Below are 12,462 nucleotides of genomic sequence, written 5' to 3' on the forward strand. Positions count from 1 at the left end.
ACCTTTCCTTTTGAATATTATTATTGTGTTTGTCGATCTAATTTCTAACGAGGTTTTGTTTAGATAAATAGCCTTGAGCAAAGCTTTATTAAACAAAGAGTTATTTAGCGAACCATCACTGGTTCTCCCAAGGGATAGCTTTTTTGAGTAATTTGTCTGTGATGAAGTAGAGCGAGATAGAGAGCACCGCCAAGATAAACAATGCAGCAAACATCTCATCAATGATCATGCGCGCATTGGCTTGCAGCATTAGGTAGCCTAGCCCTTCACTCGAACCCACCCACTCACCAACAACCGCGCCAATTGGAGCGATAACCGCTGCCACACGAATGCCTGACGCCAATGTTGGCAGAGCAGCAGGAAGTTGAATGTGGCGTAGCAGTTGCCATTTCGATGCACCCATCGTCTTAGCGAGATCAAGATACCCAGTCGGAGTATTTCGCAGGCCGTCATAACAACAGGTAGTTACAGGGAAGAAAATTATGATCGCCGCCATCACTACTTTTGAGGCGATACCATAACCAAGCCACAGCATCAGTACTGGCGCAATCGCAAATACAGGAATCGCTTGGCTAGCAATCAAGATCGGCAACAGCCAGCGTTTCAATGGGTCAAACATCAACATCTGCAGAGCGAAAAACAGCCCCATCGTCAGACCTAGTAATAGCCCTAGCAAGATTTCTTGTGCAGTTACCCAAGTGTGTTTGAGCAACACGTCATAGCGTTCAATTAGCTTGAGGAAAACTTCAGCAGGAGCCGGCAGAATAAAGCTTGGCATTTGGAAAACCACGACCACAAGCTGCCATAAGCCGAGAATCACAACACTGCTAATTAGCAAACGCGTGACAGGATTCATCTGACTTGAACGCTCAGTGCTAGTCTGTACGTTCGTTGGCTGAGTGGCAGCTTCAGTTCGCGTTAAATCAGTCATAATCACGCTCCAACTGCTCTAAGATGGCTTGTTGCAACTCGGCACACTCACCATCGAGCACTCGTGGCGTTGACGTGTGAGGCACAGATAAAGAGTGAGCACTCGCAGGCGTGCCTTGCAGCACATACAAGTTATCCGCCAAACGCACCGCTTCTTGTGGATCATGGGTGATCAACACAACGGTTTTATCTCTTAACAGTTCATACGCTAAGCTCTGTAACTTGTGTCTTGTTACCGCATCCAACGCAGAGAATGGTTCGTCCATCAGCACGACTGGCTTGTCTTGCATTAAAGTTCGAGCCAAAGCAACACGTTGGCGCATACCACCAGACAACTGATCCGGCATAGTATCCGCGTAATCAGCCAAACCAACCGAAGCGAGTAACTCGAACGCTTGGTTCTTTTGCTCTGTGTTTAGGTGCTTGTTCGTGGTGTTCTGAAAGCGATGGCTCAGACACACGTTGTCGATAACCGACAACCATGGCAATAACAAATCTTGCTGTGCCATATAGGCAATGCGATCGGTTAGAGGCAGTTCATCAGACGTTGCCAATACGCCCTGCCATTCCACCTTGTCGCCCAACAAACCTGCCAAGTAACGCAATACCGTGGTTTTCCCACAACCGCTTCGCCCAAGCAGCACTGTCCACTTACCCGCGCTTAGATTAAGTGACAGTCCCGACAGGGTCGCGCGCTCGCTATCTCGGTAACGCAGCGTCGCATTGCTAAGTTGAACACCAACCGTATTAACGGACATTACCGTGCCCAGCGAAAAAGTGATTTACCGGGCCATGACCTTGACCGACTTTCAATTCGTCAGCATGTGCAATAGCGCGTGAAATGTATTGTTTACCTAGGTCGACAGCCTCTGGAAGCGTATTACCTTGAGCTAAGAAAGAAGCAATTGCAGAAGATAGCGTACAACCCGTGCCATGGGTGTTTTTGGTAGGGAAACGCTTCGCGCTAATCAAGGCAGAGGTAGTCGGCAGAATCAGTAGATCGTTACTGTTCTCATCCTTCTCTAGGTGGCCACCTTTCAAGAGAACGGCTTTAGCACCTAGTGCGCGCAGGTCTTCAATCATGCCCTGCATTTCAGCTTCGCTTTCAGGTACTGGCTTGCCTGTTAATGCTGCGCCTTCAGGTAAATTAGGAGTAATGATATCTGCCAGCGGAATCAACTCTTGTTTTAGCGTCGTGATAGCTGAGTTTTCTAGAAGAAGGTCACCACTTGTCGCGACCATCACAGGGTCAATCACTAAGTGCTTAGGTTGGTACTGCTTAATTTTGTCAGCAACGACTTTGATGATTTGCGAATCGGCCAACATGCCGACCTTCACGGCCACGATATTTAAGTCAGTGAAAACCGCATCTAACTGGCTAGCAACATGGTCGAGTGGAATAGGAAAAATGGCGGAAACGCCTTGCGTGTTCTGAGAAGTGATCGCGGTAATTACCGAACAAGCGAAACTACCTGTCGCAGACATGGCTTTAATATCAGCTTGAATACCGGCACCGCCGCCACTGTCTGAGCCAGCGATCGTCAATACAATCGGAGTGTTCGTTCGAATCGAATCATCAGCAGAGTGCTGTGAAGCTGAGGCTTTTGGCGTTAAATCTTTTGAAATAGAACTGTGTGTCATTGTCGCTCCTACTATCTTACAAGGCGTAGGAGAACGAACACCGATCGAAGGAGAAGTCGCATTGGATTCATGAACAGTCTTCATGAGTGCAGACGTAGATCGAGTGCTTATAGTTCCCTACGCCAGTGTTAACTGAATCAGGTTCAACGGGTCTCGACTAACGATCTCAGCAAACACCAAATAAGGTATATGCCCCCCGACTATTGATAGCGATAGTAACAGCACTCTCACAACTGAGATACTGATTTTATTCAATTATAAGAATTACGCATGAATAAATTTCAATTAGGCACAACAAAACAAATACTTATAGCGTTCCTTTAGCTGGCTTCGACTGTATCAACAAGCACAGCACAATCAGAAACATACCTAGCCAACCTATAAAAGGAATCAGCTCACCGACAACGCAGACGGCAAGCACCGCTGCAACTACTGGTTCAAACAGGGTCAGCAGATTGGCACTGCTCGCGGTCACGTGGCGTAAACCAAAACTGAACGCGATATAGCCCAAGCATTGTGGAATTAACGTCAGATAACTGATGACTAATACGTTAATCTGCGAGGAAAACAGGTTCTCCCCCGTAAACCAGAGCGTTGGCAGCAACAGCATCGCACCAAGGCCAAAAATACTGCCCATCGCCGCTTGTGACTTAATCCCTTTATCGATCAGTGCTTTTGTCGCCCAAGAATAAATGGCGTAACACAATCCAGCGAGCAAACCTAAAGCAATACCTAACAGCTTGAGATCATCACCGGATTCATTCGTTGATGAAGATTCTGAAAACACCAACAACCCAATACCCACCACACCAATCGAAAAGCTAGTGAGCCAACGTTTGTTGATATTGTTTTTTTTGCTAATCAGACACTCTAATAGTGCCGAAAAGAAAGGTGCGGTTGCAATCGAAACTACTGTACCAATCGCCACACCTGATAATTTCATTGAAGAGTAGAAAGCTAAAGGATAGACCGCCAAAGCCAAAGCGCTCACTGCCAACAGCCTCTTGTTCTGTAAAAGTTTGTCGAAAGCGAATAGGACTTTTCGATACGCCAAGCCCGCTTGCATTAGACCGCCGACGCCCATAGAGAAAGCACCAACAGCTAAGGGGCTTAGATCAGGTGCAAAGCTTGCGGCGGTGCCTGTCGTGCCCCATAAAATGGAAGCAAACAAGATGGCCAAAGTGCCCGTTTGGAATTCGTTAACGCGATTGATGGCAAGATTCATTTCTATTACCCAATTTTCAGTTCTGAAATAGATAATAGTGAAGATTGATAAAAGTTAGTTTGCTGAAAGGACGCTATTGTTGTTTCTAAAGACTGTCTTTCATTGAGCCTAGAAACGCCCTTGGAGACATGCCAAAGTGCTGAGAGAAGCGACGACTGAAAGCAGACACATCACTATAGCCCACATTTTCAGCAATCAATTGAACCGGTAAATCGGTATGAGTTAACAAGGCTTGGGCTTTCTCCATACGATAGCGAGTGATGTATTTAAGCGCACTGATGCCCAGGCACTCTTTGAAGCGTTTTTTAAATTGAGTGGGACTCAAACAGGCCGTTTCTGCAAGCTGTGAAATGGATAACGGCTGGGTATAGTTATCCGCAATCAACCTTTGTACCGCACGGATTCTTGGGTCGATGCTCTTGCTCACTTGTTGTTGCTCTAACAGCAGTGAAAACACATCCACGATTGATGACTCAATACCGCTATCGACCTGATACTCCAGCTGCTTCTCAACAAACAACAAGAAGCTCATCAAAGGTGGCGTTATCGTGAAAACCGAGAGCTCATGCTCCAACAAGTGCTGCGGCAACTCCGCCATATCCGCGACAATAAACCGCGCCGCCTCATCCGCCTTAAACGCATGCGCTGTGGTTACTGGAATCACCACACATTCACCCACGGCCACCTTGCCGACATACCCCACCATCTCGATATTGATACTGCCTTGGATCGGCAATACCAATTGGTGATGGTCATCATGAGCATGGGTATTAAATTGCTTGGTGTAAGATCGAATGCTTAAACTAGATTTCATGAGCAACGCCAGAGTACATTTCGCTAGGTTAAAGTAAGAGATACAACGTTACATTATCACTTCCCTAGAGTCACACTCAATGCGCGTCAAATTCATGCTAGCTAGGTGACATGATCAAAAACGGCCTCCAAATAAGAGGCCGTTTTTATTCGAATGCTAAATCACGTCAAAGATTTAAAACGACACTTGGCTGTCTTGACCTACGGTGACTTGCACGCCATTTTGAGCTTCGTATATTGCGAACCCAGCGGCTAGTGGCGCTGCATTGTCTTCATCACTGTCATGCTGCGCAGTACAGGTATAACCCAATGAATAAGTACCTGGATCAATAAAGCCCAGTGAGAATTCAAAATTAGTTTGGTCTTCACCAAGCACAACGGAAGCTGAAGTGACGGGTTTTACTTCCTCACTACCACCAATCGGTGTCATGTCATCTTTGTCGATGTTGCCTTCATACAAGTAGACCGCCTGAACAAAGGTATTATCGGTTGTAAGCCTACAAGCATCAAAGGTTTGCTTCGCAACAGTACCTTCAATATTTCCGGTCTCAACCGTATTGATAAGGCTTACAGACGTTCTTTGAATAGTGTAATCAGGATAGGTTGAACTGTTCTTTAGGCCTCGTCGAAGATCGAACTCGACAACAAAATCGTTACTCTGTTGGTTCACATTAAATGAATCATTAAAGTAAAGCACGCCAGCGTTATCTTCTTTACCCACACCTTGCGGGCACGCGCCATTACCTTTCACCGTTAACTTTTGTTCCACATTATTATCATCTACGACATATGATGGATCTGTTGGATGATCGCCGTCATTTGCGAACACACACAACTTATAGCTGCCTACCGGAATGACCTCATTTTCAATCAAAGGAAGCGCATCGCTGCCTTGATAATCCAACAAATTCACACTTAATGGAATAGGGTCCTCACCATCTGGCAAAGGATCGCCGTTCTCATCAACATAATCGCCATTTTCGTCCGTTTTATATACATCATAAATCAGTGGCGAACCTTCTCCTTGGGGAAGTAAAGCGACCTTACTGAATGTCACCGTCACATCTTTAACATCATCGACAGGCGCATCACTCACGCTCAAAGTAATGGGTGTCGTACTGCTTGATGACCCAGAGTCACCACCACAACCGACAAGCCCAGCCAGCACAAGGCTCGCTAAAGCGGTTTCCTTAAAATACTTCATAACTCATTTCCTATAAATCACTGCTCAATAAAGGACCTAGCCAGTTGCCCTTTTCTTTTTTGTTGTGACTCATTGGTAACCAGTACATTGCTTAACATTTACTCCCTTTATTAGGGCTATCTCTATACAAATGCACAGTTAACCAAGGTACACATATCAAGTCGCGCATAGGTTAATCAAGTTTAGTAAGTAATTTGTCAATATGATTTTTAGTTTGGCAAGTTTGCTGTCAATTATGTTGAAACGGTCGGTATGTATTGCGTCAGATAAGATGATTGAAAGTAACTCAACCAAAGCTCTAACTTACCACCAAGATCAAAAAAGGCCGTTAAGGCAGCTATTGCTGAACTTAAACGACCTTTTTATTGAATGCAGATTAAGCTAAACCGGTATTAGCTCATTCAGACTCGATTATTTTTGAAGTTGCTCTTTAGCGGCTTCAACCTTAGAGAAATCTAAGCCAAGCTCTTCAACGGCTTCTTTGATTAGCGCAGGGTTTTGCATTACCTGACCCATAAGCATTTGAAGCTTGTCTTGTGGTAAACCAAGTTGGCTGATCGTCGCCATTGCTGCAAGAGGGTTTTCAGTCAACGTTTGGAATAGCTCGCTGATCTGTGCGTCGCTAATATTGTTCTCTTTCAACATTGCTAGAATCGGGTTCATCTTTTTACCTTTGAAACACTAAATAAAATAGGAGCACAGCATACCATCTAGCTGTGCTCGATTGTACTAGCAACTTATACTTTGCCTACTGTGAAGTAACGTGAAACCTAGCGAGACTCTAACGGGTAAGAACGGTAGCTCCACATCCCATAAGTTCTAAGGGCATCACGGTAGATACCTAATAGCTCACCATCACTTGCTTTCTTAAGATCTGCGAGTGGCTTGTCTGGGTAAGAAACCGTATCGAAAGTAATGCCCTGAGGGCCGGTTTGCCAGCTTGCCACTTCAAACAGAGTTTGACCACGGCGAACGTGGCTTGCCGAGCTAATAATCGTCGCGTGTTTAATGTTGTGGCGAGCTAACGCATAACTACTGAACAAGGCATTGCCAACCGTGCTCGTCGCATAGTTTTCTTCAATGATGCGATCTTTGCTTACCCCTTTATCGATAAGCCAGTCCGCCATCAACTTGCCTTCAGTCTTGTGGTTCTTCGGCACGCCACCCGTTAACACGATCATCGCATCCGGATTCGCTTTAGCCATCGCCAATGTCGTCTCAAGACGCTCAATTAAGATCTGATGCATTGAGCCGTCTGGATTCAGCGCATAACCTAGAGTAACGATAGCGCCGTGATCATCAAGCAACCCTTTGTCCGCAGATTCTTTAAGCGGTGTTTCTAGCACGCGATCGACCGTAGCAAAAATGCGTTTGATGTCTTCTGCTTTACCTTTGTTCAGGCTTTCTAGCTTCTCCATGTGCTTGTTGGATTCAATTTCATTGCCTTCAAAACGCTGCCAAACCGCAAGGTAAGCGTGAAGGTCAACATCGTCTGGTGCAACCATCAGCGCTTGTTCAAACAGCTCAATCGCGCGCTCTGCGTTCTTGTTGTAGATCTGAGCATTCGCTGCCGAGATCAGCAAGTCGGTACGGTAAGGTTCTAACTGGTAAGCTTCTAACAATCGGTTAGTCACAATTTCCATGTTACTTGGCATTTTTGCCGTGAAACCGGCGTGAGAAATTCTTGCCGGAGACTTAAACGCTTGCAACGCATCGAGAAGTAATTGGTCGACCACTTGTCGCTTCGTTACTAACTGCGCGTAATCCGCAGAAGCTTGAACTGCGCCATCGTTAGCAGCAAACGAAAATGGGGTTGCGCCAAAGGCCAGCATGCCACCAAGAGCGAGGGCGAGAATGTTCTTTTTCATGAGGGTATCCTGTGTAGATAAGTGTTCACATCAGATTTGTCCCCCAATGTAAGTCCCCAAAATAAAAAAACTGTGAACCACACCAGAATCTCTAAGGTTAATATTCATTTGTTGCATAAGGTGTGGCAGCAGATCACGATTTCGAACCTCTCAGTAAGTCTAATGATTAAGAAAATTCTGATTTTGAAAAGAAATTACTCATTATTTTGAAATATATAACTGCAAGCTCTACGCCCTCTAACCCCTCTAAAATTCATCAGCGAGAGATCCGGAATCCACATTAGAAATAGGTCTAAGCCTCTCTTTAATGCTCACTTATTCAACAACTTATAGCCTATCTTAAACGATAAATCGATTTTGAATTTCTCTCTGAGAACGAAGTTCTAAACACATGGGCTTCAAATACAAAATTGAAGATTCACAGAGAAATTAAAATCAATTATTGAACGATCGTTCAAGTGGTGTTTTAATGAATTACCAATACAAGGAGTTACCCATGCTTAAATTCTATTTTCACCAAACCCCAAACCCAATGAAGATCGCTCTGTTTCTAGAAGAGACAGGCCTAGATTTTGAACTCGTTCCAGTTGATACCTTAAAAGGCGAACAACACACGCCGGAATATCGCTTAATCAACCCGAACGGAAAAACACCTGCGATCGAAGATGAAGGACAACGCGTGTTCGATTCGAACGCTATCCTTCTGTATCTCTCTGAGAAAACAGGCAAGCTTGGTGGTCAGCCAGAAGACAGAGCTGAACTGCTCTCTTGGATGATGTTTATCGCGAGCGGACTTGGCCCATACTCTGGCCAATCGGTACACTTCCGCCATGCTGCACCAGCAGGCCTAGACTACGCAGTGAACCGTTACCTGCGTGAAGCACAGCGTCATTACGAAGTGCTAGAAAAACATATGGAAGGCCGTGTATTTATCGTCGGGAATGAGTACACCATTGTCGATGTAGCCGCGTGGGGCTGGATTGATAAAGCGCCTGTCGTGCTTGGTGAAGAAGGCTTAGAGCCTTACCCGAACCTGAAGCGCTGGTTTAACGCCATCAACACTCGCCCTGCCGCACTGCGTGCCCGCGAGATTGGTAAAGACATTGAGTTTAAAACCGAACGTGATGAAGAAGCGAAGCGAGCGCTGTTTCCTTCAAACTATGCAAAATAACTGAGCTCAACAACATCACTGAGAGCAAATGACGAGGCCCTACGTAGCCTCCAATTCCAAAAGTACGACTCAAACAAAAAAAGAGCGCCTAACGTGCCGCTCTTTTTTGTTCAATTCATATACGTTGAATCGGCTTACTATTGAGGTCTCGCCACAAAGTTAATATCTCCAGAACCCGTTAAATATCGGTCTGTCATCTCGTATCTCACTCTCAGAAACAAAGTCAATCAGCAATCGTGACGTAGACGTGGAGTAATACAAACTCTTAAATATGCCATCAGTTAACCACATTGAATCTGTCGAGCGACATATGACACGTCATAAGCCGCAGCTTGTAGTGAAATAAATGAAATTAAAGACGTCAATAATACTCGAGCATTCATTGTTACTTTCCTTTATATATTAGTGTTTTTTAAATTCACGAACTTAAAAGCAAAGCACTTACATACCAAGAAGAGCTTTTATGTCACCAGACATATTAAGCATCCAATATTCACCTTCACTCTTAAGTGTAATAATTTCATATTGAGTAGTGATTCGGTCCCCGAACTGCTCTTTTTTCTCGACCGTAATATACTTTTGACCTTGGTAATCAAAGTCATTAATTACAGTGAAGGAAGATAATTTAGCAATATTGGAGCCTTGAGCAATCTTGCGAATATTTAGGAAAGTATTCATAAAGACTTTATCATCCATAACCGCGATGTCTTCTCTAGCAGCTCCGGTACCAAAGGCAATATTCACGATATCAAGAACGTTCTGATTTCCGTTTTGAAGACCTTCCATAATGATTGATTTGAGCTCTCTAATGGCATCCGTATGATAGAAACTTGCAGACTGGTTAAAACCGACCTTAGTGATGAAATCAAAATACTGCTCAACAAACTCGACAGGATCTTGAGACAAAGATAAGTCTCCTTCAACCACGACATTGACATTTTCAATCAATGCGAACACTGAGCTATAAGGGGTAAAGTCGATACGTTTGTCTGCCAACCAATTATCATAAACCCATGATGATTCGTCCAAACAATGCTGCGATAATTCTGCCAACGGTATTCTGTCACCGATAGTGGTGTTGTGCGTTTTTTTACCTTGAGCGTTTGTCGCATACGTATAGACCAAAACACCGGATTGCGGGTAACGCTCCTCTCTATCTATCTCGCTAAAGGTAGTACTAATACACACTCTATCTATGCTATTAAGCGCTATTGGTAACAAGGCACTGGCTTCAGCCCTCTGTGCCAAATACCCCTCACTAAAGTCGAAAAAGTCAAAACTAGGTGCTTGATACAGATTAGGTTCTTCAGTCAGGGTTGGGAGCCCGTGCTTTGTATTCGGGCTAACAATATAGGTTTCACTCGCAGCGCTCGCTGAAATTAATAACATTACTAGTGGGGTGATATTCTTCATTATTTACTTCCTTCATATTTTGGCGAGAATATCTTTTATCCTGATAAAAAGTTCAACCCAGTAAAGCATGAATTAAAAAATAAAAAATCCATCTGTGATTACAATCAACTATACAAGAAGAATAAAATACAATTAAAACAATAAATATACAAAACACTGTGAGCCATAATTAACTAATGATAGTGTTAATTAAAGTTAAAACTATAGATATAGACCTTTATTTATCTCTTTCACATTCCAAATAACTGAAATTAAAATAAAGGATATCAAATTAAACATTGATAAAGTTGAAACCATGCTTATATTAACCTCCAATTAAATTAAGGTATCACCACCATTAAATTTAACATCTAAGATTTCTAATTTATTAATGACTAATTTTATCTCTCACACCATAAGTGAAAGGTAAAGTCCACAAACTGCGTAACTGAAAGTTATTTTAAAGAGCTACTCCCAATGAAAATTAAACTCGCATTATTAGCACTACTATCGCTCAACACAGCTTCAGCCAGCGAATTATTCTTATTTGATCAAGTCACCGCTTTCAAACTCGGTGGTGAGCAACATAGCCTGAGTGGCGTTGAAAAGTACACGGGGCAGAGAATTCGCATCGAGTGGCGACAAAGCGCTTACGAGAAACCACAACGTTTAGATAGATGCATTGGCACTTTCCAACAGGCGATGAACCAACCGGAGCGCTATTACTTGCATGTAGAGCTATCAGAATCGACATTTGTAGGTTGTGAAATTGGAATGAAGGAAAGCTTGTTAGCAAACTGATCCAGACTGTTTGATAAGCTACGATTAGTATTCGGTATTACTAATCGTATCTTAGCTCATTCAGGTTCAGCTTCTACGATTAGACACCAAACACTTGAATCGACAATTCATTCATATTTGTGATGTTTGCAACCTAATTCATATGATTATGTTGCATACATCCGAAAGACTAACTAACTTCGCATGCTCCACAAAAAACTAAAGGAATCATTTACGTGCGACGTTTATTACCACTCTTAACTGCCTCTATACCAGTACTCTTTTCACCAACGCTATTTGCTCAAAGCTACTATTCTGTAACTAGCTGTGATCAGCTAGTAGACATATACAATGAAAAAAACAGACCACTGTACATCGATATTGTCGATAATCTAGATTGTACAAGTGCCCCGACCTTAGTTGAAAGCCTATCGGGAGTAATTAATGGTAATGGCCATGCCATCACGAACCTGAACTTCAAAAGTGAAAGAGGATATAAATTAACCAAGGCAAATTTAAATAACATCACATTTAAAAACACTTCTATCCATAATGAAAACAGCTTTGATCACTTGTTTGACATCGATGACCATTGGCGAAACGTCAAATTCATAAACATAGAAACCACAGGTGCACCATTCAACCAGCTGTTTTATTCACTTGATAACAAAGAGCTTACAGATGTCTCAATTGATCTTGTGGGGGTAAAATTGGCAGCCATTAAAGACTTACTCTCTTCACGTATTTCTCGCTCTAGTATTAACAACCTAGAGCTTTTGAATGCATTTGTAAGCCGCCACTCGTCATCGCCGCTATCTCTGCTTAGTAGGAATGTATCCAGGTCAACCTTAACGAACGTTACACTAGCTGATATAACAGTTATCGGTGAACCTACTGGGGACAATGGGAAAACCAGCATAGTAGATAAGATAGCTGACTCACGCATCAACGGGCTAACTCTAGAAAACGTTACATTCTCACGTTCAGAAGAAGATGCATTCTTTTATTATGAATCCGATAACAAAAGTACCTACACAAACATCTACCATAACCTGTTCGATGACACGACAAATATTGGGTCTATGCCATTAGTCTCAAAACCTAAAGACGACCCGCTAAACCGTACGATCAATTTCCAATCTATGAACCAACCAATGCAAGCTCCGGCAATGTGTACCCCATATTTACTTCAAGATAGTTACTTTGGCATTAAAGCTGAATAAACAAAAAAGAGCCGCTAAAAAGCGGCTCTTGATTTTCAAACTATTCGAATTCGTTCAGATTACTCTTTACCGAATACGTTGTTCTCTTGCTCTTGTACACGGATGAAAGTTGTACGCTTAGTTAGCTCTTTAAGCTTTGCTGCGCCTACGTATGTACAAGTTGAACGTACACCACCAAGGATGTCAGAAATTGTGTTGTGAACTGAACCACGGAA

General features: G+C 43.3%; 13 protein-coding genes and 1 riboswitch. Of the genes, 3 read left to right on the forward strand and 10 right to left on the reverse strand.

Annotated elements, in window-relative coordinates; genetic code table 11:
* Positions 1 to 115 precede the first annotated feature (115 nt).
* The 8 genes from F0228_RS22035 to F0228_RS22070 all read right to left on the reverse strand — a co-directional run bounded on the left by F0228_RS22035 (position 116) and on the right by F0228_RS22070 (position 7,681).
* Positions 116 to 931: an ABC transporter permease gene (locus F0228_RS22035; RefSeq protein WP_105058346.1), complete on the reverse strand. Its 816-nt coding sequence runs from the start codon at positions 929 to 931 to the stop codon at positions 116 to 118.
* Positions 924 to 1,688, reverse strand: a complete 765-nt coding sequence (locus tag F0228_RS22040; RefSeq protein WP_061032304.1) for an ABC transporter ATP-binding protein — start codon at positions 1,686 to 1,688, stop codon at positions 924 to 926. The genes F0228_RS22035 and F0228_RS22040 overlap by 8 nt, the downstream gene beginning before the upstream one ends.
* Positions 1,678 to 2,571: a bifunctional hydroxymethylpyrimidine kinase/phosphomethylpyrimidine kinase gene (gene thiD / locus F0228_RS22045; protein WP_171762746.1), complete on the reverse strand. Its 894-nt coding sequence runs from the start codon at positions 2,569 to 2,571 to the stop codon at positions 1,678 to 1,680. The genes F0228_RS22040 and thiD overlap by 11 nt, the downstream gene beginning before the upstream one ends.
* A gap of 97 nt (positions 2,572 to 2,668) precedes the next feature.
* Positions 2,669 to 2,780: riboswitch (TPP riboswitch) on the reverse strand.
* A 98-nt stretch (positions 2,781 to 2,878) separates the two neighbouring features.
* Complete coding sequence (locus tag F0228_RS22050) at positions 2,879 to 3,796, reverse strand: EamA family transporter (protein WP_171762747.1); 918 nt, start codon at positions 3,794 to 3,796, stop codon at positions 2,879 to 2,881.
* 85 nt (positions 3,797 to 3,881) lie between these two features.
* The gene (locus F0228_RS22055) at positions 3,882 to 4,610 is read right to left on the reverse strand and encodes an AraC family transcriptional regulator (RefSeq protein WP_029405045.1); all 729 of its coding nucleotides are present in this window, start codon (positions 4,608 to 4,610) and stop codon (positions 3,882 to 3,884) included.
* Between the two features lie 174 nt (positions 4,611 to 4,784).
* A complete protein-coding gene (locus F0228_RS22060; RefSeq protein WP_171762748.1) occupies positions 4,785 to 5,813 on the reverse strand; it encodes a DUF4382 domain-containing protein in 1,029 nt (342 codons plus the stop codon).
* Between the two features lie 411 nt (positions 5,814 to 6,224).
* Complete coding sequence (locus F0228_RS22065; RefSeq protein WP_004738856.1) at positions 6,225 to 6,476, reverse strand: DUF2999 family protein; 252 nt, start codon at positions 6,474 to 6,476, stop codon at positions 6,225 to 6,227.
* A gap of 107 nt (positions 6,477 to 6,583) precedes the next feature.
* Positions 6,584 to 7,681, reverse strand: coding sequence for a YdcF family protein (locus tag F0228_RS22070; RefSeq protein ID WP_171731427.1), 1,098 nt, complete (start codon positions 7,679 to 7,681; stop codon positions 6,584 to 6,586).
* A 496-nt stretch (positions 7,682 to 8,177) separates the two neighbouring features.
* On the opposite strand from F0228_RS22070, the gene F0228_RS22075 reads away from it, so the two are divergent.
* A complete protein-coding gene (locus tag F0228_RS22075) occupies positions 8,178 to 8,852 on the forward strand; it encodes a glutathione S-transferase family protein (RefSeq protein WP_061032298.1) in 675 nt (224 codons plus the stop codon).
* 441 nt (positions 8,853 to 9,293) lie between these two features.
* Here F0228_RS22075 and F0228_RS22080 read toward each other — a convergent pair whose 3' ends face one another.
* Complete coding sequence (locus F0228_RS22080; protein WP_116871371.1) at positions 9,294 to 10,265, reverse strand: hypothetical protein; 972 nt, start codon at positions 10,263 to 10,265, stop codon at positions 9,294 to 9,296.
* A gap of 456 nt (positions 10,266 to 10,721) precedes the next feature.
* On the opposite strand from F0228_RS22080, the gene F0228_RS22085 reads away from it, so the two are divergent.
* Together F0228_RS22085 and F0228_RS22090 are read left to right on the forward strand one after the other, a co-directional pair.
* The gene (locus tag F0228_RS22085) at positions 10,722 to 11,045 is read left to right on the forward strand and encodes a hypothetical protein (RefSeq protein WP_171731426.1); all 324 of its coding nucleotides are present in this window, start codon (positions 10,722 to 10,724) and stop codon (positions 11,043 to 11,045) included.
* Between the two features lie 215 nt (positions 11,046 to 11,260).
* Entirely contained in the window at positions 11,261 to 12,247 is a 987-nt protein-coding gene (locus F0228_RS22090) for a hypothetical protein (RefSeq protein ID WP_171731425.1), read from the forward strand.
* Positions 12,248 to 12,306: 59 nt separating this feature from the next.
* On the opposite strand, the gene F0228_RS22095 is transcribed toward F0228_RS22090, so the two are convergent.
* Positions 12,307 to 12,462: IMP dehydrogenase (locus F0228_RS22095; protein WP_171762749.1), on the reverse strand; the 156-nt coding region annotated here is incomplete at its 5' end.

Origin of the sequence: Vibrio sp. 99K-1, from assembly GCF_013114585.1 — a bacterium.
Classification (GTDB): domain Bacteria; phylum Pseudomonadota; class Gammaproteobacteria; order Enterobacterales; family Vibrionaceae; genus Vibrio; species Vibrio chagasii_B.